Annotated in this window: 22 protein-coding genes; 10 read left to right on the forward strand and 12 right to left on the reverse strand. The window is 68.8% G+C overall.

The genetic code is table 11. The annotated features are described in order from the left end of the window. Nucleotides 1–522: a glutathione peroxidase gene (locus tag ACODRX_RS10465; protein ID WP_488871427.1), complete on the forward strand. Its 522-nt coding sequence runs from the start codon at nucleotides 1–3 to the stop codon at nucleotides 520–522. A gap of 160 nt (nucleotides 523–682) precedes the next feature. On the opposite strand, the gene ACODRX_RS10470 is transcribed toward ACODRX_RS10465, so the two are convergent. After that, nucleotides 683–1,708, reverse strand: coding sequence for a ProQ/FINO family protein (locus tag ACODRX_RS10470; RefSeq protein ID WP_488871428.1), 1,026 nt, complete (start codon nucleotides 1,706–1,708; stop codon nucleotides 683–685). A gap of 269 nt (nucleotides 1,709–1,977) precedes the next feature. Further along, a complete protein-coding gene (locus tag ACODRX_RS10475) occupies nucleotides 1,978–3,156 on the reverse strand; it encodes an MFS transporter (RefSeq protein WP_488871429.1) in 1,179 nt (392 codons plus the stop codon). Nucleotides 3,157–3,315: 159 nt separating this feature from the next. Between ACODRX_RS10475 and ACODRX_RS10480 the strand changes: the two genes are divergently transcribed. After that, on the forward strand, nucleotides 3,316–4,293 hold the full coding sequence (locus ACODRX_RS10480) for an AraC family transcriptional regulator (protein WP_488871430.1): 978 nt from the start codon (nucleotides 3,316–3,318) through the stop codon (nucleotides 4,291–4,293). A 28-nt stretch (nucleotides 4,294–4,321) separates the two neighbouring features. Here ACODRX_RS10480 and ACODRX_RS10485 read toward each other — a convergent pair whose 3' ends face one another. From ACODRX_RS10485 to ACODRX_RS10505, 5 genes are read right to left on the reverse strand one after another with little or no spacing between them, the layout of a single operon-like run. Further along, nucleotides 4,322–5,101 carry an SDR family oxidoreductase gene (locus ACODRX_RS10485; RefSeq protein WP_488871431.1) on the reverse strand — a complete coding sequence of 260 codons (780 nt, stop codon included), beginning with the start codon at nucleotides 5,099–5,101 and terminating at the stop codon, nucleotides 4,322–4,324. Nucleotides 5,102–5,120: 19 nt separating this feature from the next. Then, nucleotides 5,121–6,167 (reverse strand): 2Fe-2S iron-sulfur cluster-binding protein, encoded by a 1,047-nt coding sequence (locus ACODRX_RS10490; RefSeq protein ID WP_488871432.1) that lies wholly within the window; start codon nucleotides 6,165–6,167, stop codon nucleotides 5,121–5,123. A 49-nt stretch (nucleotides 6,168–6,216) separates the two neighbouring features. After that, nucleotides 6,217–6,693, reverse strand: coding sequence for a GlcG/HbpS family heme-binding protein (locus tag ACODRX_RS10495; protein WP_488871433.1), 477 nt, complete (start codon nucleotides 6,691–6,693; stop codon nucleotides 6,217–6,219). Nucleotides 6,694–6,730: 37 nt separating this feature from the next. Continuing rightward, nucleotides 6,731–8,188 (reverse strand): aldehyde dehydrogenase family protein, encoded by a 1,458-nt coding sequence (locus ACODRX_RS10500; RefSeq protein ID WP_488871434.1) that lies wholly within the window; start codon nucleotides 8,186–8,188, stop codon nucleotides 6,731–6,733. 45 nt (nucleotides 8,189–8,233) lie between these two features. After that, nucleotides 8,234–8,971 (reverse strand): iron-containing redox enzyme family protein, encoded by a 738-nt coding sequence (locus tag ACODRX_RS10505; RefSeq protein WP_488871435.1) that lies wholly within the window; start codon nucleotides 8,969–8,971, stop codon nucleotides 8,234–8,236. 288 nt (nucleotides 8,972–9,259) lie between these two features. Between ACODRX_RS10505 and ACODRX_RS10510 the strand changes: the two genes are divergently transcribed. The 5 genes from ACODRX_RS10510 (at nucleotide 9,260) to ACODRX_RS10530 (ending at nucleotide 11,910) form a co-directional block, all read left to right on the forward strand. Next, the gene (locus tag ACODRX_RS10510) at nucleotides 9,260–9,589 is read left to right on the forward strand and encodes a 2Fe-2S iron-sulfur cluster-binding protein (protein ID WP_488871436.1); all 330 of its coding nucleotides are present in this window, start codon (nucleotides 9,260–9,262) and stop codon (nucleotides 9,587–9,589) included. Nucleotides 9,590–9,604: 15 nt separating this feature from the next. Next, nucleotides 9,605–9,919 (forward strand): ferredoxin, encoded by a 315-nt coding sequence (locus ACODRX_RS10515; RefSeq protein ID WP_488871437.1) that lies wholly within the window; start codon nucleotides 9,605–9,607, stop codon nucleotides 9,917–9,919. An 8-nt stretch (nucleotides 9,920–9,927) separates the two neighbouring features. Further along, nucleotides 9,928–10,215 carry a 2Fe-2S iron-sulfur cluster-binding protein gene (locus tag ACODRX_RS10520; RefSeq protein WP_488871438.1) on the forward strand — a complete coding sequence of 96 codons (288 nt, stop codon included), beginning with the start codon at nucleotides 9,928–9,930 and terminating at the stop codon, nucleotides 10,213–10,215. 177 nt (nucleotides 10,216–10,392) lie between these two features. Further along, nucleotides 10,393–10,953: a sulfite exporter TauE/SafE family protein gene (locus ACODRX_RS10525; RefSeq protein WP_488871439.1), complete on the forward strand. Its 561-nt coding sequence runs from the start codon at nucleotides 10,393–10,395 to the stop codon at nucleotides 10,951–10,953. Nucleotides 10,954–10,989: 36 nt separating this feature from the next. Beyond that, nucleotides 10,990–11,910: an ornithine cyclodeaminase family protein gene (locus ACODRX_RS10530; protein ID WP_488871440.1), complete on the forward strand. Its 921-nt coding sequence runs from the start codon at nucleotides 10,990–10,992 to the stop codon at nucleotides 11,908–11,910. Nucleotides 11,911–11,965: 55 nt separating this feature from the next. On the opposite strand, the gene ACODRX_RS10535 is transcribed toward ACODRX_RS10530, so the two are convergent. Further along, nucleotides 11,966–12,619 (reverse strand): GntR family transcriptional regulator, encoded by a 654-nt coding sequence (locus ACODRX_RS10535; protein ID WP_488871441.1) that lies wholly within the window; start codon nucleotides 12,617–12,619, stop codon nucleotides 11,966–11,968. A 138-nt stretch (nucleotides 12,620–12,757) separates the two neighbouring features. Continuing rightward, nucleotides 12,758–12,985, reverse strand: a complete 228-nt coding sequence (locus tag ACODRX_RS10540; RefSeq protein WP_488871442.1) for a hypothetical protein — start codon at nucleotides 12,983–12,985, stop codon at nucleotides 12,758–12,760. 253 nt (nucleotides 12,986–13,238) lie between these two features. Here ACODRX_RS10540 and ACODRX_RS10545 point away from each other — a divergent pair, with 253 nt between their 5' ends. Genes ACODRX_RS10545 through ACODRX_RS10555 form a run of 3 tightly spaced genes read left to right on the forward strand, consistent with a single transcriptional unit; the run spans nucleotide 13,239 to nucleotide 16,900 of the window. Beyond that, on the forward strand, nucleotides 13,239–14,777 hold the full coding sequence (locus tag ACODRX_RS10545; RefSeq protein WP_488871443.1) for a hypothetical protein: 1,539 nt from the start codon (nucleotides 13,239–13,241) through the stop codon (nucleotides 14,775–14,777). 2 nt (nucleotides 14,778–14,779) lie between these two features. Continuing rightward, on the forward strand, nucleotides 14,780–16,255 hold the full coding sequence (locus ACODRX_RS10550) for a gamma-glutamyltransferase (RefSeq protein WP_488871444.1): 1,476 nt from the start codon (nucleotides 14,780–14,782) through the stop codon (nucleotides 16,253–16,255). Nucleotides 16,256–16,282: 27 nt separating this feature from the next. Next, nucleotides 16,283–16,900 (forward strand): glutathione S-transferase family protein, encoded by a 618-nt coding sequence (locus tag ACODRX_RS10555; protein ID WP_488871445.1) that lies wholly within the window; start codon nucleotides 16,283–16,285, stop codon nucleotides 16,898–16,900. A 12-nt stretch (nucleotides 16,901–16,912) separates the two neighbouring features. Here the strand turns inward: ACODRX_RS10555 and glcF are convergent, their stop codons facing one another. From glcF to ACODRX_RS10570, 3 genes are all read right to left on the reverse strand, one after another. After that, nucleotides 16,913–18,181, reverse strand: a complete 1,269-nt coding sequence (glcF, locus tag ACODRX_RS10560) for a glycolate oxidase subunit GlcF (protein ID WP_488871446.1) — start codon at nucleotides 18,179–18,181, stop codon at nucleotides 16,913–16,915. A gap of 9 nt (nucleotides 18,182–18,190) precedes the next feature. Then, the gene (gene glcE, locus ACODRX_RS10565) at nucleotides 18,191–19,321 is read right to left on the reverse strand and encodes a glycolate oxidase subunit GlcE (protein ID WP_488871447.1); all 1,131 of its coding nucleotides are present in this window, start codon (nucleotides 19,319–19,321) and stop codon (nucleotides 18,191–18,193) included. A gap of 85 nt (nucleotides 19,322–19,406) precedes the next feature. Then, a complete protein-coding gene (locus ACODRX_RS10570) occupies nucleotides 19,407–20,351 on the reverse strand; it encodes an SMP-30/gluconolactonase/LRE family protein (protein WP_488871448.1) in 945 nt (314 codons plus the stop codon). Nucleotides 20,352–20,413: the final 62 nt, after the last annotated feature.

A 20,413-nucleotide genomic window follows, 5' to 3' on the forward strand; every position in this document is an offset into this window, starting at 1 on the left:
ATGCCCACCACCGCCTTCGACTTCACGCTGCGCCAGGCCGACGGCGCGCCGCTGCCGCTGTCGCGCCATGCCGGCCAGGTGCTGCTCATCGTCAACACCGCCACCGCCTGCGGCTTCACGCCGCAGCTGGCCGGCCTGCAAGCGCTGCACGAGCGCTATGCGCAGCAGGGGCTGGTGATCCTGGGCGTACCTTGCAACCAGTTCGGCGCGCAGGCGCCGCAGGACGCGGCGGCCATTGCCCAGTTCTGCGAACTGCGCTACGCCACCGGCTTTGCCAGCCTGGGCAAGGTCAATGTCAATCCGCCGGAGGCCGATCCGCTGTTCGCCTGGCTCAAGGCCCGGGCGCCGGGCTGGCTGGGCGGGCGGATCCAGTGGAATTTCACCAAGTTCCTGGTGGGGCGCGACGGCCGCACGGTGCAGCGCTTTGCACCGATGACCAAGCCCGGGCGGCTGGCGCACGCCATCGAGGCGGCGCTGGCCCGCGGCGCTACAGTGCCGCGTCCAGCCCCGCCAGGATGCTGACGGTGCCCGCGGCAACGCAGATGGCGCCCCAGAGCTTGCGCAGCCAGGTACGCGAGCGTGGAGACAAGGGCATGGCGTACTCCTTTACAACAAGGCATTCAGTGTAGAGCGCCATGGCACTTTAGGCAAAGGCCGGCCCAAGCCCATGCCCCGCCTTGGATCAAGCTATCTTTTCAGAAGCGCTTGCCAGGGTTTTCAGCTGCTGCGCCCGCTCCAGGTGGCGCTGCACCGCGCCCGGGTGCATGCCGTACATGTCGGCGAACTCGGCCACGCTCTTGCCGCTGGCGGCATAGGCGCTGGCCAGGGCCTCGGCCTTGGCATCGAACTCGGCCACTTCCTGCAAGGCGGCGTCGAGCATGGCCTGGGTGGCCTCGTCGCGCACCTGCACCTTCTCCAGGTAGGCCTCGCGGCTCAGCCCCGAGGCCACGAAGGCCATGCCCATGCGGCGGCGCAGCTTGAGCTGCAGGTCTTCGCCGTCGCGCGGCTTGCGGCGGCGAAAGGCCTCGACCAGCGCATGGAACACATGCTCGGGCGCCATGGCCTCGACCACCTGGCCCTGCAGGTCATGGCGCGGCTGGCCCATGGACACCGCATTGAGGTAGCGCGTGGAACGGGTGTGCAGGCCCAGCGCCACCTTCAGCTCGGCCTTGTCGAAGGCGTCGGCGTGCGCGGCCAGCAGATCCTGGTAGATGCCGCGCTTGAGCGGCAACGGCTGTTCGCCGAACAGCGCCGGGTACAGTCCGGCCAGCTTCTCGACGACCGGGTGGCGCGGACGCGGGGGCGCCTTGGGGGCTGCAGGTGCCGCATCGCGGCGCGGGCCACGGCCCTGGCCGGCGCCATCGCGGCGCGCACCGTTGCCGGGCTTGCTGCTGCGCGGGGCGCCGCTGCGTGCCGGGCGCTCGCCCTGGGCGCGATTCTGGCGCGCCACGGCAGCGGCGGCAGGCTCGGCAGTGGCGGGCGCCTCTGCCACTTCCAGCGCATGGCCCTTCGTGGCAGCGCGCAGCGCATCGGCCATGGCCGAGTTCAGCACCGGCTTGCCGCCCGCGGGGCGCTCGGCACGGGGCTCGCGGCGGTCTTGCTTGCGCTGGCCCTGGTGGTGACGCTGATCACCGCCCGCTGCGGTCGCTGCCGGAGCAGTCGCCGGCACGCAAGCATCAGAAGAGGTGTTGGAGGTCGGTTCGGTCATAAACAGGGCTTGCGCAGAAAAAAGTGCGGCCTCGCCAACCGCGGCTGCACTGGTCATTCCTCTTATAAATCAAAGGAGTACGCGAAAGCGAAGCGAACACAGTGCAAACGCACAGTATGCGAAGCCGACAAAATGATTGTTGGGTCGGGAGATGGATTGTGCAAAGCAAAACGCCCCGGTCACCCAAGGCAGGCCCGCAAGTATAACGAATCACCCCACCGGGCCGGGTTAGCAAGTGCAAACCCGGGCGGGGCGGCAGGGTGCGAGATTCACGCCCGCATCGCCTTGGGGCCGTACCGCAACGTCAGCAAGGTGCCCAGCGTGATGGCCACGAAGGCAAAGGCCGGGCCGCCGCGCGCGCCGATGTGGTCCACCAGCAGGCCGCCACCCAATGCACCGCTGGCGATGGCGATCTGGAATGCGCACACCAGCAGCCCGCCGGCCCCTTCCGCATGGTCGGGCGCCGCATGCACGATCCAGGTCTGAAAGCCCACCGGAAAGGCGCCAAACGCCAATCCCCACAGCGTGATGGCCACCGCGGCCAGCCAGGGCAGCTGCCCGCCAAGCCACAGGCCGAGCGCCATGAGGGCGACCAGGGCGCCGCCGCAGACGATGGCCAGCCGCTCGCTGCGCCCGGCCAGCCAGCCGGCCACCAGGTTGCCCAGGAAGCCCGCCACGCCATACGCCAGCAAGACGCCCGAGACCGCGCCGACGGACAGGTGCGTGACCTGCTCCAGCAGCGCACGGACATAGGTAAACCCGGCGAAGTGCCCCGAGATCACCAACAGCACGGCAATGAGGGCCATGCGCACCGGCGGGCGACGCAGCAGCTCGCCCAGTACGCGCAGGCCGGGCCTGTCGCGCGGCGGCAGCGAAGGCAGGGCCAACAGCTGGCCTACCAGGGTGACGAGGCTGACGACGCCTGCCAGCACGAATGCGCTGCGCCAGCCCCAGACCGAGCCCATCCACGCCCCCAGGGGGGCGGCACACACCGTGGCGACGGACACGCCGGCCAGGACGATCGACATGGCGCGGGCGAACAACGGCCCGGGAACCAGCCGCAGCGCCAGCGCCCCCGACATGGACCAGAACCCGCCCAGCGCCACGCCCAGCAGCACCCGCGCCGCGAGCAGCATGGGCAGGCCCGTCGCCAGCGCGGACATCAGGTTCGAGACAATGAGCAGCGCGGTGAAGGCCAGCATCACGGTACGGCGATCCAGCGCACGCGTGAGCAGCGGCAGCGAAGGCGCGGCCACCGCTGCGACCAGGGCCGTCGCCGTGATGGCCTGCCCCGCGGCGCCATCGCTGATCTGAAGATCGGATGCCATGGCCGTGAGCAGGCTGATGGGCAGGAACTCGGCCGTCACCAGGCCAAACACGCCCAGCGTGAGCGAGCCCACCGCCGCCCACTGCGGGGATTGCGGGTGCGCCATTTCGGCGGCAGGCATGGGGGACGATGCGCCGGCAAGCGATGCCGCGGGTGCCGGACCCAGGGAAGCAGAGCAGGATGCAGAAGACACGGTGGAAACCCTGAGAGTGGAGCTGGACGCAGCTTAGGCGTAAGATCTCGGCGTTTCCATACCGGAAAATCCTAAATACTTGATATTTTGTCCAAAGCTCTGCCAACCCCTCCAGCCCCGGAGCCGGGCGACCTGCTGACCCAGATACTGCTGGGCCTGCGCCTGGACGGCGTGGAATACAGCCGCTGCCTGCAGCGGGCGCCCTGGGCCGTGGCGTTCCCCGCGCAGCGCTCGGCCAGCTTCCACTTTGTGAGCCAGGGCGGCGCCTGGCTGCGCACGGCCGGCACCGACTGGCTGCAACTGCAGCCCGGCGACGCCATACTGCTGCCGCGCGGCAGTTTTCATGTGCTGGCGAGTGCGCCGGACATTCCGGCGGTGGACCTGGAGTCGCTGGCCCGCACACCGGTCGCGGACCAGCTCTTTGCGGTGGACGCGATCAACGCTGGCCATGCCGCCGGCCCGCCGTCGCATGTGCTGTTCTGTGGTTCGATGCGCTTCAACCTGGACCCGCTGCACCCCTTGCTGGAGATGATGCCCGAGGTAATGCTGGCCGGCAATCTGACGGCGCGCGACGCCACGGTGCCGGCACTGCTGGAGGCCATGGAGCGCGAAGTGGCGCTCAACCGCATCGGCAGCTGCGGCATTCTGGCGCGCCTGGCCGATGCCCTGGCCGCCAGCATCATCCGCGCCTGGGTGGAATGCAGTTGCAACCAGCCCACGGGCTGGATCGCCGCCGTGCGCTGCCCGCGCATCGGCAAGGTGATTGCCGCCATCCATGCGGCCCCCGAAAAAGCATGGACGGTGCCTGAACTGGCCCGCGTGATGGGCGCATCGCGCTCCTCGTTTGCCGAAGCCTTCAGCCGCACCATGGGCGAGAGCCCGGCGCAGTACGTGGCCAAGGTCAAGATGTTCCAGGCCCGGCAGTGGATCGCCCAGGACCGCATGCGCATCGCCGTGGCGGCCGAGCGCCTCGGCTATGAATCGGAGGCGTCCTTCAGCCGCGCGTTCAAGCGCATCATCGGCCATGCGCCCAGCCTGGTGCGTGCGCCTGCGGCGGCGCTGTAGCCACCAAGCCCCGGAGCCCGCGCCCCGGTCAATACGTGCCGGGGTACTCGCCGCCGTCGATGAGCCAGTTCTGGCCGGTGATATAGCCGGTATGCGCCGATGCCAGGTACGCAATCAGCGCGCCCACCTCGTCGGGGTGGCCAAACCGGCCCGCGGGATTGGCCGCCTCGCGGCTCTTGCGCACCTCTTGCACCGATGTGCCGCTCTGCCTGGCCAGCTTGTCGATGTGGCGGGCCTGGGCATCGGTGTCGAAGGCGCCGGGCAGCACGTTGTTGATGGTGACGTTGTGGCGCACCGTCTGGCGCGCCAGGCCGCCGACAAAGCCCACCAGGCCCGCGCGCGCGCCGTTGGACAGCCCCAGCTCCGCATGCGGCGCCTTCACGCTGCGCGAGACGATGTTGATGATGCGGCCGAAGCGGCGCTGCTGCATGCCGTCAACCACGCGGCGGATCATGTCGATCGGGCCGACCATCATCATGTCGAGCGCCTCGTGCCAGGTGTCGCTGCTCCATTCGCGGAAATCGCCGGGCGGGTAGCCGTCGCCATTGTTCACCAGGATGTCCGGCGCCGGGCAGGCCGCGAGCGCGGCCTCGCGCCCCGCCGCCCGGGTGATGTCGGCCACCACATGGCGCACCGGGCACCCGCACTCCTGCGCCAAGGCCTCGGCCGCCTGCCGCAGCGTGGCTTCGGTGCGCGCCGCGATCACCACCTCGGCGCCTTCCAGCGCCAGGCGGCGCGCGGCCGCCCGGCCCATGCCCTTGCTGCCGCCGAATACCAGCGCCGATCGGCCCTTCAAGCCCAGGTCCATGCCGTCCTCCGTTTTTTCGTCAATCCGCCGCGCCCAGCTCGGCCAGCGCCGCGGCCTCGTTCTGGAAGACGAAGCTGTCACTGTATATCTTGCTGGGCTGCGCGCCGGCCAGCCCCAGGCAGGCCTTGGCCTCCTGGATCATGGCCGGCGAGCCGCACAGGTAGATGGAGTGCTCGGACAGGTCGGCGAAATCTTCCAGGATCGCGTCCTGCACATGGCCGCGGCGCCCACTCCAGCCGGCGCCGGCACGCGAGAGCACCGGCACGAAGGTGAATTCGTACAGCCGCGCGACCCACGCCTCGATCTCGTCGAGCAGGTACAGGTCCTTCTCGTCGCGCATGCCCCAGTAGAAATGGATGGGCGGGCAGTCCTCGTCGCCGAGCAGCGACTCCAGGATCGCCTTGATCGGCGCAAAGCCGGTGCCGGTGGCCGCGAACACCATGGGCTGATAGTCCTGCGCGTGGTAGCAGAAAGTGCCGTGCGGCAGCTCCAGCTGGAGCGCGTCGCCTGGCTGCAGCGCGGCCAGCATGCCATCGGTGAAGCGGCCGCCGGCGACCCTGCGGATCTGCAGGCTCACGCGGTCGCCCTGCTGCGGCGATGACATGGAGAAGCTGCGGTGCCCGCCCCCGCTCTCACTATCCGGCAGGAGGATATTCAGGTACTGGCCCGCCGCATACCGCACCCCGTGGCCCTCGGGCAGGTCAAGCGCCAGGTGGTAGACATCGGGCGTGTGCATGCGGATCTCGGCCACGGTGGCGCGCAGCTCGGCGGGCGGCGAGCAGGCCGGGCCGGTATCCACGCTGATGACCAGGTCGGACTGCGCACGCGCCTGGCAGGCGAGCGCGTAGCCTTGGGCATGCTCGTCTTCGCTCATCGCCAGCGGCAGCTCACCGTCCGCGTAGGCGATCTGGCCGTCCTCGACCTTCATGCGGCAGGTGCCGCAGCCGCCGAAGGTGCATTCGTGCGGCAGGCCTATGCCTTGCCGCAGGGCCGCATCGAGCACCGACTCGTCGGCCTGCACCTCGAACGCCTGCTGGGTCTGCATCCACAGTACGCGGTAGCTCATGGCATTGCTCCCGGGCGCCGCCGGCCGCCAGGCCCGCGGCACCGCTTGCTCATTTCTTGATATCGGCCTGCACCAGCACCTCGGCGCCGGCGCCCAGCTGCTCCCTCAGGGCCTGCAGCGCCGCCAGGCCGCAGGCGGTGTCCTGCTCGCCGTTGCCGCCCGACAGGCCCACGCCGCCGATCACCTCGCCGTTGACGACAATGGGAAAGCCGCCGACGAACACCGCGAACTTGCCCTCGAAGCTCCACTGGATGCCGAAGGCCTCGTTGCCGGGCAGCGCCGGGCCGTTGGGCGCGGTGTTGAACAAATGCGTGGAGCGCTTGTGGCCGGCAGCGGTGAAGGCCTTGTTCCAGGCGATCTGCGGGCCGGTCACGCGGGCGCCGTCCATGCGCTCGAGCACCAGCGGGAAGCCGCCCTCATCGGTGATGCACACCGTCTCCAGCACCCCGATCTCGCCGGCCTTGGCCAGCGCGGCGCGCGCCATCGCGCGGGCTTCCTGCAACTCCAGTTTCCATGCGCTTTTCATCGTTCTTTCCTTGCTCGTTGGTGGTGGGGCGGCGCGTTCACACGCCGCGGTATACGGTCTTGATCTGGGTGAAGAACTCCAGGCCGGCGCGGCCCGACTCGCGGAAGGTCGAGGTGCTGGAGTTCTTCAGGCCGCCGAACGGCGCGTTCACCAGGTTGCCGGTGGTCGTGCGGTTGATCTTCACGGTGCCGGCCTGGATCTCGTTGGTGAACACATGCATGTAGCGCGGGTTCATCGTCACGATGCTGGCCGACAGCCCGTACTCGGTGTCGTTGGCCTGGGCGATCGCATCGTCGAAGTCCTTGACCTCGATGATGGCCAGCACCGGGCCGAAAATCTCTTCCTGCGCAATGCGCATGTGGTTGCGCACCTCGGTGAAGACGGTGGGCGCCACGTAGTAGCCCTGCTCGAAGCCCGCGCCCCCCAGGCGCTCGCCGCCGCACAGCAGCCGGGCCTCCTGCCGGCCAATCTCGATGTACTTCATCACCGTCTGCAGCTGCTTTTCGGTGGCCAGCGGCCCCAGGTCCATGCCCGGCACGGTGCCGGGGCCGATCTTGAGCGCCGCCACGCGCGCCAGCAGCTTGTCGGTGAAGGCCTTGCGCACGCCAGGCACCACCAGGATACGGCTGGTGCCGGTGCAGGCCTGGCCGGAGAGCGAGAAGCCGCCCTTGACCGCGAGGTCGACCGCCAGGTCGAGGTCGGCATCCTCCATCACGATCAACGGGTTCTTGCCGCCCAGCTCCATCTGCAGCCGCGTCGTCAGGTGCACCGTGCGGTGGATCTGGGCGCCGGCGGTGGTGGAGCCGGTGAACGAGATGGCGCGGATATTGTTCGAGTTGGTGATCACCGGGCCCACCTCGCCGGCGCGCCCGGTGAGGCAGTTCACCACGCCCGCCGGTATGCCGGCCTGCTCCAGCGCCTCGACCAGGCGGATGCCGGACAGCGGCGCGTCCGACGAGGGCTTGAACACCACGGTGTTGCCGGTGACCAGCGCCGGCGCCAGCTTGCGCGCGGGGATGGAAGCCGGGAAGTTCCACGGCGAGATGATGGTGACCACGCCCAGCGGCTCGCGGTGGCTGAACACATGCAGGTTCGGATCATCCTGGGGATAGGTCTCGCCGCCGTAGGTCTGGCCCTCGGTGGCGTAGAAGCGGAAAGTCTGGGCACTGCGCAGGAACTCGTCCTTGGCCTGCGACAGCGCCTTGCCCTCCTCCCGGGTCAGCTCCGCGGCGAACCGGTCCGCATGCTGCTCCAGGTACAGCGCCGCATCGTTCAGGATCTTCGCCCGCTTGCCTATGGGCGTGCGGCGCCAGGCATCGAAGGCCTGTTGCGCCGCCTGCACGGCAGCCTCGGCATCGGCCGGGCCCGATGCCTGGAAGCGGCCGACCACATCACGGGTATCGGCGGGATTGATGTTGTCAAAGGTGCGGCCCAGCTGGCAGGGCACCCATGCGCCGTCGATGTAGTTCAGAAACGTTTGCGCTGTGTCGGCCATGGTATTGGAGGCGTGGTGTGGAGGAGGGAAGGCGGGGGGCGGCGCTCAGGCTGCGAGCAGCTCCTCTGCCGGAATGTGCAGGTCCTTGGCCACGTAGTCGTGATAGAGCGCCGTGGTGTACAGCAGGCGCATCTGGGCGCCGATCTCGCAGATGCGCAGGCACTTGGCCTGCAGCTCGGGCGTGTTCGCATGCTCGAGCACGATCTGGTAGCCGCGCTCGCCATGGATCTCGTCGGAGACGATGTGCAGGTCGAAGAACTCCACCTCCTCGTCGGTGAAGCCGTACTGCTCGCGCAGGATGGGCGTCTGCTTGCGGTAGATCGACGGCACCTGCGACTCCAGTCCCACCACCAGGCCGGCCACGGCCACCACCGGGTCCTCGCGCATCGCGACCGCATAGCACCACGACTGCAGGCCACGGGTGGTGGGCGACATGTTGTCGGGGTTGACCACGCGCTCGCGGCTGGTGCCGCAGGCTTCGGCAAAGCGGATCAGCAGGTCGGTGTGGCGGTCGCCGCCGATTTCCTCTTCGTACATGTTGGCCAGCAGGAAGTCCTTGGCCTCGGTCATGTGGTCGGGCGTGCGGGCATACAGGTAGCCGAGGTAATCGGCGAACGGGCCCACATAGTGGTAGTGGTTCTCGGCCCAGCGGGCCAGGTGCTCGCGGCTCAGGCGGCCGGTGGCCCAGGCCACGCTGAAGGGCGCCTTGTTGGCGCTCTTGCCCTTGATGGCGTTTTCCAGGGCGGTGCGGAATTCTTCGCGGTTCATCAGTTTGTTCGTCATGGCTGTTCCTCTGTTGATCGGAGTGCGTCGCCGAATCCACAAGAGCCGAGCGACAGACATAGAATACTGTATACAACATACCGAGTCAACGATTCTGCCAAACCCATGGCATGGGTGATTTCCCTGATCCCACTCCACATACACAGAAACGGCCTCCACTTTCCCTCTACAGACAGCTACGCGACGGCCCGGCTGAGGCGATCCAGCAAACCAACATCCTCGTTAACCCTAGTGACTTGGTTTTGATATTTGTATACAGTATACCAATCAAAGCAGCAAGGACGCCGGATGCCACTGATCACATTCCACAAGAACGGCCAGACCTACCAGGACGAGGTCAAGGCCGGCTCCAACCTGGTGGTGCGCGCAGGCATCAAGCAGTACCCCTACCCGCACCTGAGCTACCAGTGCGGCATGGGCAAGTGCGCCACCTGCGCCTGCCGCATCATTGCCGGCGCGGAAAACCTGCCGCCCCCGAACTGGAAAGAGAAAAAACAGCTGGGCGCACGCCTGGACCAGGGCTTTCGCCTGGCCTGCCAGCTGTGGCTGGAGCACGACCTGGAGCTGGAGCAGATCCCGGCCGACAACGCCGCCGCCGCCACCCCCACCGCCGCCTGAGCGCAAGGAGTACGCATGTTTGTGATCCTGACCAGCAAACCCGGCCAGTACGACACCCGGCCCAATGCCGACATCGAGCTGCTGGAAGCCTGGGACTACCGGTTCTACGGCCGCCTGCAGGCCCGGTTCGTGATCGGCAGGCTGCTACGCGAGACCAAGGTGCAGGTGATCGAGCAAGACAGCTGCGGCACGGTCAACCGCGTGCCCTCCAAGTTCCTGGAGCGCTTCGACAGCCTGGAGCAGGCCCGGCGCGAACTGCGTCAGCTGTGCAACTTCGGCTCGCTCGACGCCCAGCTGGTTTCCATCCCCCTGCCACCACTGAATCCCTAGAGCGTGCTATGCCCCAGATCATCTTCGTCACCAACGACAACAAGGCCGTCGAGGCCCCGGACAACAGCAACCTGCTGCGCGTATCGCTGCGCGAAAAGGGCGGCATCCCCTTCAAGTGCGGCGGCGGCCTGTGCGGCACCTGCAAATGCAAGATCGTCGCCGGCCTGGAGAACACCGATGCCGTCAAGCCCAAGGAGCGCAAGCACTTCAGCGACGAGCAGCTGGCCGCGGGCCATCGCCTGGCCTGCCAGACCTTCGTGAACGGCGACATCAGCGTCAGCTGGCAGCTGCCATGATGCAGGCCCTGTCCGCCTTCGCGGCCCAGCTGTCGTGGGGCCCCTACCTCGGCATGGGGCTGATGGTGCTGGCCGGTGCCGCGATGCAGGGCGTGGGCGGGCTGGGCTATGCCATGTTCTGCGCGCCGCTGGCCGCGATCTTCTTTCCCGAGCTGGTGCCGGGCCCGCTGCTGGCCGTTGGCGCTGCTGGCCTATCTGCGCGAGCGCGATGCGCTCAATGGCAAGGTGGCCACCGCCACGCTGGCCGGGCGCGTGCTCGGCACCTTGGCCGCCGCCGGGCTGCTGGCGCTGTTCAGCACCACGGCGCTGTCGGTGCTGTTCGCGCTGCTGATCATGCTGGCGGTCGCGCTGAGCGTCATCGGCTGGCGCGTGGCGCCGACCCCGGCCAACCTGTCCATCGCCGGGGTGGCCTCGGGCATCATGGGCACGATCACCGCGGCCGGCGGCCCGCCGTTCGCCATCGCCATGCAGCACCTGCCCGCCCCCGCCATGCGCGCCACGCTGGGCGTGGTGTTCTTCGCCGGCACCTTGTTCTCGCTGGCGGCGCTCGCCTGGGTGGGCCGCATGGGTACACGCGAATGGCTGTACTTCCTGGTGCTGGTGCCCTGGATGCTGGTGGGCTTTCGCGCCTCTACCACGCTCGCGCAGCGCATCTCGAAGGCGGCGATCCGCCGCTGGCTGCTGGGCACCGCCTTTGCCAGCGCCTGCGTGATCCTCGCCAAGGTCTGGCTGCAATAGCTCCAGGCGCCCCCTCAACCCACTCTCCATCTCACCATGCTGCACATTACCGATGCGATGGTGGACACGCTGGTGTCCGCCGACCAGGCCCTCTCCTGCATGCGCACCGCCTTCGAAGCCCTGGGCCGCGGCGAGGCCGCGATGCAGGCGCGCGAACGCACCGATGCCGGCGGCGTCAAGCTCTCGACCCTGGGCGCGGTGATTCCGTCGCTGGGCGTGACCGGCGCCAAGGTCTACACCACCATCGAGGGCCGCTTCAACTTCGTCATCCTGCTGTTCTGCACCGCAACGGGTGCACCGCTGGCCACGCTGCAGGCCAATGCCATCACCCGCCTGCGCACGGCCGCCACCACCGTGCTGGCGGCCGAATACCTGGCGCCCGCGCAGCCGCGCCAGCTGCTGCTGTGCGGCGCCGGCGTGCAAGGCATGGCCCATGCGCAGCAGTTCGTGCACCGTTTTGGCATCCGGCGCATCGCGGTATACGACCCGTTCGCGGCCGACGACCTGGCCGCGCGCCTGGCCCGCCTCACCGGCGCCCAGGTGGAGCGCGTGCACAACACCGACGGCGTGGCCGATGCCGACATCGTCGTCACCGCCTCGCGCTCCAAGGAGCCGCTGTTTGCCGGCGAACGCCTGGCCGAGGGCGCCTTCGTCGCGGCGATCGGCTCCAGCCTGCCGCACACCCGCGAGCTCGACGATGCCGCGCTGGCCCGGGCCTCGGTCATCGCGGTCGAATGGAAAAAGCAGGCCCTGCAGGAAGCTGGCGACCTGGTGCTGGCAGCCCCGGCGCTGCGACTGCAAGACAAGGTGGTGGAGCTGGGCGCGCTGGCCAGCGGCCGGCATGTGCTTGATACCGCCCGCCCAGGCATTCGCCTGTACAAGGCGGTGGGCGTGGGCCTGGAAGATGTGGCGCTGGCAGGGCTGGCCTACCGGAACTACCAAAACAAGAGCAAATAACTCAATCCCAGCCCATGGATTCATGCATCTTCATGCATGAATAGCGAGGCGCCGCTCAGGGCTCGATGCCAGCGGCGTTGTAGATATGGCGGGCGGCCAGCAGGCCCGCCAGCTCCGGGTCACCCTTGATCACCGCGCGCAAAATGGCGGCATGCTCCTCCCAGTTCTGCGGCGCGCGCTGGCGACTGCGGGGAGCGAACAGCACGGCGGTGCGATCGCGCAGCGACAGCATCACCTCCTGCAGCACCGAGTTGGCCGCCACCTTGCCCAGCGCGGCGTGGAATTTCTGGTTCAGGTCGGCCACCACCTCGGCATCACCCGCATGGGCATTCCTCATGCCCTCGGCCAGCAAGGCCTCCAGCTCCGCGATCTGCGCGGGGTCATGGCGCTTGGCGGCCAGGCGCGCATTCAGCGCCTCGAGCGTGGCGCGCACCTCCACCAGCTCGCGCAGCAGGTCGCCATGGAACTGCGCCACCGACGCCCCGCGGCGCGGCTCGATGATCACCAGGCCGCTCGCGGCCAGCTGGCGCAGCGCCTCGCGCACCGGCATGCGCGAGACCGCGAACTCCTCGGACAGGCGCTCTTCCACCAGCCGCTCGCCCGATGCCAGCTCGCCCGACATGATCTTCTCGCGCAGTGCCTCCACCAGCTGCTGGGTCAGCGGCGAGTGGTTCAGTCCTGTTTTCTTGTCTCCGTTGGCTTTTTGCATGGATATCGGCTTGGTGGATGGTATCCCCGCTGGCGCAAGGCACATCGGGCACCGCCATGCTGCCGCATGGAGGCTGGTGCCAGTTTACATGCCCCCAGCCCCTGTAGCCTGTATACAGATGCCCCGGCCGGATAGCCGTCAGCGCCCCGCGCGGCGGATCTCGGCCAGCGAGCGCGTGTCCTGCATGGCCTGCGCCCACAGGCGTCCCACCGACATTTGCGCCAGGCGCTTGGCCTGCCAGGCGACAAACGCGTTCTCGACACGGGACAGCCAGCCCAGCGAGGCCGGCAGCACCGGCTTCGCCATGGAAGTCAGCCACTGGAATGCGTCTTCGCGCTGCGCGGCCTGGATAGAAGCTTGTTTCATAAGGTTTTCCTCGCGATCCTAGTACTAACCCTAGTTTAGCCAAGAACGACCCTGCAGGCTTTGCGACCGATCAATACCCTTTGCAAATCCCGATTAAGTTCAGCTATTTGTATACATTACGACCAAAATACACCATTTTAACCAGGGTGTAATATTAAATTTTTAGCCAATATCTGGTATTCCCTAATGAATTTCCACCATACTGTATATAGTATACAAATTGAATCGATAGGAAATCGAAGGAGTAAACACGATGGATCCGTCAGTTTCTATAGGCCCCGCGCACTGGGCCTACCTGGTTGGGGTGCTGGTCATCGTTGCCACGATGGCGTTCCGCGCGAATGTCGTCGTTCCATCGCTGATTGCCACCGTCGTGGTGGCCTTCGCCTGGAGCGGCAGCGTCATCACCGGAATCGGAAGCATTTTTAGTGCCAGCATGGCCGCCGCCCGCGAGCTGTTCAACATCTTCCTGATCATTGCGCTGATGACCGCCCTGCTCAATGCACTCAAGGACCTGGGCTCGGACATCCGCATGGTCAAGCCCTTTCGGGCAGTGATGAAGAACGGCCACGTGGCCTATTTCATCCTGGCGCTGGTCACCTATCTGATCTCGCTGTTCTTCTGGCCCACGCCGGCCGTTCCGCTGGTGGCGGCCGTGCTGCTGCCCGCGGCGATCGCCGCAGGCCTGCCCCCGATTGCCGGCGCCATGGCGATTGCCATCGCCGGCCAAGGCATGGCCTTGTCGTCAGACTATGTGATCGGCGTGGCGCCCGGCATCAGTGCCAAGGCCGCCGGCGGCATCAGCGCGGCAGCCGTGGGCGACAAGGCCCTGCTGCTGTCCTGGGTGGTGGGCTCGATCGCGCTCTTGCTGTCGTACCTGAAGATCCGCAAGCTCGTCGTGCCAGGCAGCAATGCGCTGCTGGAGCGCTGGGAGCTCAATCCCGCCGGCATCGACGCCCAGCTCGAAGGCGGCGGCACCTTCAACAAGGCCGAGCTGGCCCAGGGCACGGCGCACGAGGCCGATCTGGGCACCAACTCCGAGATCGAAGCCGAGCTGCGCAAGACCAAGAGCATCGAAGGCGCCTCCAAGCTGTTCGCGGTGGTCACGCCGCTGGCCTTCCTGCTCGTCATCCTGGTGATGCTCGGGCCCAAGCTGGTGCCCGGCGCCCCCGACCTGAAGGGCGGCGACGCAGCCATGCTGATCGGCGGCGTGGCCGCCTTGCTGATGATCTGGGCCACCACCGCGCGCCGGGGCTTTCGCCCGATGCTGGATACCGCGGCCGACCACATCACCGACGGCTTCGTCTTCGCTTTCAAGGCCATGGGCGCCGTGCTGCCGATCGCGGGCTTCTTTTTCGTCGGTTCGCACGAGACCGCCGGCCCCATCCTGGGCATCGCGCCCGGCCAGCCCGTGCCGGACCTGCTGTTCGAGCTGGTCAAGGCCAGCCAGCACCTGATCCCGGACAGCCAGTTCCTGGTGTCGTTCGGCGTATTGATCATGGGCATGGTCACCGGCATCGACGGCTCCGGCTTTGCCGGCCTGCCGCTCACCGGCACCCTGTCCGGCGCGCTGGGCCCCGCATCGGGCATGGACGTATCCGCACTGGCGGCCCTCGGCCAGATGGGCGCGGTCTGGACCGGCGGCGGCACGCTGATCGCCTGGTCGTCGCTGATCGCCGTGGCCGGCTTCGCCCGCGTCAACGTACTGGAGCTGGCACGGGCCCTGCTGATACCGGTGGTGATCGGCCTGGCGGCGGCCGTGGTGACCGCCGTGGCACTCTGGGGCGGCTGAAAATGCAGCCGCCACCCAACCCCGCCGGCGTCCTGGGCAGCCAGGCCATGGTGGCCACCGGCCATCCGCTGGCCGCCCGGGCCGCCCAGGCGCAGCTGCAGGCCGGCGGCTCGGCGGTGGATGCGGCGATCGCGGCCGACGCGGTGCTCGGCGTGGTCGAGCCCATGGCCACCGGCATCGGCGGCGACCTGCTCGCCATGCTGGTGCCGCCGGGCTCCCCCCCGATCAGCTACAACGGCACCGGCCGCGCGCCGCTGGGCCTGACGGCCGGGCATATCGCCGCCTTGCCGCAGCAAAAGATCGCCGAACGCCATCCCTTGAGCGTAACCACGCCAGGCGTGGTGCAAGGCTGGCACGACCTGCACCAGCGCTATGGCAGGCGCCCCTGGGCCGGCCTGTTCGCGCAGGCCATCCAAGCCGCCAGCGCGGGTTTTGCGGTCGCGCCGGTAGCGGCACGCGAATGGGCGCTGTTCCAGCCCGTCATTGCACGGGAGCCGGCAGCCGCGGCACTGTACCGCGCCCAGGCGGTACCGCGCGCCGGAGAGCTTTTCGCCAACCCGGCCCTGGCCCGGGTGCTGGAGGCGATTGCCCGGCATGGCCCCGCGGCCTTTTATACCGGCCGCATCGCCCAGGCCTGCGCGCAGGCCGTGCAGGCCCAGGGCGGCGTTCTGGCGGAAGAAGACCTGGCCGGCCACCAGGGCCATTTCTGCACCCCGGTATCGACGCGCTTTCGGGGCGCCGAGATCTTCGAATGCCCGCCCAACACCCACGGCGTGGCGGTGCTGCATGCGCTGGCGGCGCTGGAGCCGCTGGCGCTCGACATGGCAGCGCCCGCCACCATGGTGGCGATGGTGCGGGCCATGGAGGCCGCGATGGAGCATGCAAAGCAGACCGTGGCCGATCCGGCCGGCAATACCGTGTGCACCACGGTGGTCGATGCCGAGGGCTTTGCCATCACCCTGATGAGCAGCATCTTCAAGCGCTTCGGCTCCGGCATCGCGGTGGCCGAAGGCGGTTTCGTGCTGCAAAACCGCGGGCACGGCTTTTCGCAGCCCGGGCATATCAACGCGGCGGCGCCGGGCAAGCGGCCGTTCCACACCGTGGTGCCGGGCGCGGCCACCCGGGACGGACGCCTGCTGGCGGTGCTTGGCGTGGTGGGCGGCGCGATGCAGCCCCAGGGCCAGGTGCAGCTGCTGTGCCGCATGCTGGCGGCCGGCGAGGCGCCACAGGCTGCCCTCGACCAGCCGCGCTGGCGCCTGGAAGGCCGGCGCATCCTGGCCATAGAAGCGGGCATGCCCGCCGCGATCAGCGCCGCGCTGCGCGCCGCCGGCTTCCAGGAGCCGGGCTCGGAAGGCGAGCTGGGCGGGCGCAGCGATTTCGGCGGCGCGCAATGCATCGTGCGCCTGCCCGACGGGCGCCTGTGCGGCGCCTCCGACCCGCGCAAGGACGGCATGGCGCTGGCCGTCGACCTTGCCTGAACGCCTACTTCCCCAAGGCCATCCACCATGACCCTGAAAATCTACGGCATCGTCGCCTCGCGCGCCCTGCGTCCGCTGTGGGCGGCCGAGGAGCTGTGCCTGCCTTACGAACACATTCCGCTGCACTACCAGGCGCCCGAGCTCAAGCAGGAGCCCTACCTGTCGATGAATCCCAACGGCCAGATACCGATCGTCGAAGACCGGGGGCTGGTGCTGTACGAATCGCTGGCCATCACGCTGTATCTCGCGCAAACCTATGGCCACGGCACGCTGTGGCCCACCGATACGGCGCAGCAGGCCCGGGTGCTGCAATGGACGCTGTGGGCCGCCACCGAAGCCGAGCCGCCGGCGCGCCAGTGGTTCCAGCACACGCAATTCCTGCCGCAGGAGCTGCGCCAGCCGGCCCTGGCCGAAGCCGGGCTGGCCCGGGCGCGCAGCAAGGTCACGCTGCTCGACGGCCTGCTGCAACGGCAGGACTACCTGGTGGGAGAGGCCTTCACCGTCGCCGACCTGAATGTGTGCGCGGTGCTGCAGCGCCTGCCGGCGATAGCCGCCGGCGCTGCCCCGCATGCGCAGGCCTGGCACCAGCGCTGCCTGGAGCGCCCCGCCATGCAACGGGTACAGGCGCTGCGCTGCGCGGGCTGAGCCCAGGGCCCGTCAGCCCGCGGCGTCGGGCGCGGCCTGCAGCGCGTCGTCCAGCACCTCGATCCAGTGCCGCACCGGCACCTTGCTGGCCGCCTGCAGGTGCGAGATGCAGCCAATGTTGGCCGACAGGATCGCCGCCGGCCTGGCATCGCCGCAGGAGTCGTCGAGCGCATGCAGCTTGCGCTCGCGCAGCTGGTGTGAAAGCTCCGGCTGCAGCACCGAGTAGGTGCCGGCCGAGCCACAGCACAGGTGCGACTCGGTACGCGCCACGCGGATGTCGAAGCCCAGGCCGCGCAGCAGGGTCTCGACGCCGCCACGCAGCTTCTGGCCATGCTGCAGCGTGCAGGGCGGGTGGTAGACCAGCGGCGCATCGGGCACCCGCAGCCGGCCCTGCAACTGCGGCGCCAGGCTGGGCAGCAGCTCGGGCAACAGCTCGCTGAGGTCGCGCGTGAGGCCGGATATGGCGGCCGCCCGCTCGGCATAGTCGGGATCGTGGCGCAGCAGGTGGCCGTAGTCCTTGACCATTACGCCGCAGCCCGAGGCATTCATCACGATGGCCAGGGCCTCCTTGCGGGCCACATAGGGCCACCAGGCGTCGATATTGGCCTTGGCCTGCGCCAGCGCGCCGGCGGGATCGCTCAGGTGCTGCCTGACCGCGCCGCAGCAGGTGGCCGCCGGCGCCACGATGGTCTGGATGCCCGCGGCATCGAGCACCCGCGCGGTGGCGGCGTTGATATGGGGCATCATCGCCGGCTGCACGCAGCCGGCCAGCATCAGCACCTTGCGCGGATGCTCGCGGCTGGGCCAGTGCCCGGGCTTGGGCGCGGCGGCCAGCTTGTCCTGCAGCGTGGCAGGCAGCAGCGGCCTGGCCAGCCGGCCCAGCGCCATGGCCGGCGCAAAGGCCTTGGAGGTCAGGCCGGCGCGCAGCGCCCCGCGCTTGATGCGCTCGCCCAGCGGGCGGGCCACCTGTTCGTCGACGATATGGCGGCCGATGTCGAGCAGCCTGCCATACTGCACGCCGCTCGGGCAGGTGCTTTCGCAGTTGCGGCAGGTCAGGCAGCGGTCCAGGTGCTGCTGCGTCTTGCGCGTGGGCGCCTGCCCTTCGAGCACCTGCTTGATCAGGTAGATGCGGCCGCGCGGGCCGTCGAGCTCATCGCCCAGCAGCTGGTAGGTGGGGCAGGTGGCGGTGCAAAAGCCGCAGTGCACGCACTTGCGCAGGATGGCCTCGGCCTCCTCGCCTTCGGCCGTGCGCTTGTATTGGGGGGCCAGTTGGGTTTGCATGGTCGGTCCTTACGCTATGGCCCAGTCGCCCAGACGGCCCGGATTGAAGATCCCCTTCGGGTCAAACGCCTGCTTGAGCCGCTGGTGCACACCCAGCAGCGCCGGCGACGCGGGCGCAAGGCCAAAGTCCTCCGAAGAAGTCCACTGCACCGCCGAGCCCAGCCGGAAACACACGGCGCTGCCGCCCACGCTGCGCGCCAGCGCCTGCAGCGCCTGCGCATGCTCGATGGGCGCCTGCAGCCAGCGCAGCGCGCCGCCCCATTCCAGCAGGGCCGAGCCCAGATCCTCGTCGTGGCTCAGCACCGGCGCGGTGGCCGGCACCGACAGGCGCCACAGCGCATGCGTGGGCTCCATGTGGCGGAACCACGGCAGCTGCTGCTCGCGGCAGGCCAGCCACATGGCGTCGGCCTGTGCATGGTCGAGCACCTGCCCGCCCATCTTGCCAACCGCGGCCTGCACCGCCGCCATCGCGCCGCGCAGCCGCACCATCAGGTAGCCCGTGTCCGGCGCATCGGCGGCGCCTTGCCACAGGCTGGCATTGACCGGCAGCGGCTGGGCGCGCCAGCCCGCCAGCAGGTGCAGCGCCTGCTGCTGGCTGCATTCGTAGTACAGCGTGGCCTGTGCCTTGGGGATGGGCAGCACCTTGAGGCTGATCTCGGTGAGCAGGCCCAGCGTGCCCCAGGAGCCGGCCATCAGGCGCGAGACGTCGTAGCCGGCCACGTTCTTCATCACCTGGCCGCCGTAGGTGAGGTGCTCGCCCTGGCCATTGAGCATGGACAGGCCGAGCACATAGTCGCGCACCGAGCCCACCGCCGCCCGCGCGGGCCCCGAAAGGCCTGCCGCCACCATGCCGCCCACGGTGGCGCCGGCGCCGAAGTGCGGCGGCTCGAATGGCAGGCACTGGCCCCGCGCCTGCAGCAACTGCTCCAGCTGCAGCAGCGGCGTGCCGCTGCGCACGGTGACCACCAGTTCGCTGGGCTCGTAGTCGACGATGCCGGTGTGCGCGCGCATGTCCAGCAGCTCGCCGCCGTGGCGAACGCCATAGAAGTCCTTGGTGCCGCCGCCGCGGATGCGAAGCGGGGTCTGGCTGGCATGGGCTGCGCGTATGCGCTCCTGCATCTGGCTGACAGTGGAATCCATGCCCGGATGGTAGCGGCAGTTGCGGCGGCAGGCCGTCGCTCGGGTTTGAAATTTTCTGCAGCGATGCGTGAATCGCGGCGCCCGCTCAAACCTCGCGCCAGGGCTGCACCGGCAGGCCCGCCACGCCAACCCGCATCGCGAACACGCAGCCCGACAGCGGCAGCTGGTCCAGCTCGTCCTTGCCGCGGCCATGGCGGGCAGAGGTGACGTAGAGCGTGCGGCCGTCCGCGCCGCCAAAGCACGGCATGGTGGGGCACAGCGCCGGGGTGACATGGCTGGCCAGGATCTTGCCTGCAGGCGATATCTGCAATACGCGGCCGCCTTCGTACATGGCGCACCAGTAGTTGCCGTCCACATCCACCGCGGCGCCATCGGGGCGGCCACCGTAGCCGGGCTCGCCCGGGCGCCAGCCTTCGGGCTTGGCGGGGAACTGCATGAACACCTCGCCCTCGCCCAGCGGGTTGCCCTGCACGTCGCAGCGCCAGCGGCGGATGGCATGGCTGGGGGTATCGGCCCAGTACATGCTGCGCCGGTCGGGCGACCAGGCCAGGCCGTTGGCATTGGCCACGCCGCCGAGCACCGCGCGCACCGACGCACCCTGGGGCGACTGGCGTTGCCCGTCCACGCAGTAGAGGCCGGCGACCGGCTGGCGCGGGCCGCCGGCGGGCTCGTGGATGGTGCCGACCCACAGCCGGCCCTGGGCATCGCATTTGCCATCGTTGGCGCGCTGGCTGGCAGCATCGATCGGCAGGCGGGCGATGGCCTGCAGCTCGCCGCCCCAGACGGGTGCACGGCAGATGCAGTCGCGCAGCGCCACCACCAGGCCGCTGTCGGCGCCGCTGCTGCGCGCGGGCGCGATGCAGCCGGGTTCATCGGGCATGGCCCAGCGCTCGACCACACCCGAGCCCGGCACGGTTCGCCACAGCAGGCGGCCGGCGATGTCCACACCGTACAGGCGCTGCTCGCCAGGGTGCCAGAAGGGCGACTCAGCCACGGCGAAGGCTTGGCTGATCACGGTATGCCAGGTCATGGCTCTCCTCTTCGAAACATGGAAATATGCGCTGCATTCGCATTTTCCATGCCAACCGGCAG

The organism is Comamonas sp. FG99 (assembly GCF_057808605.1).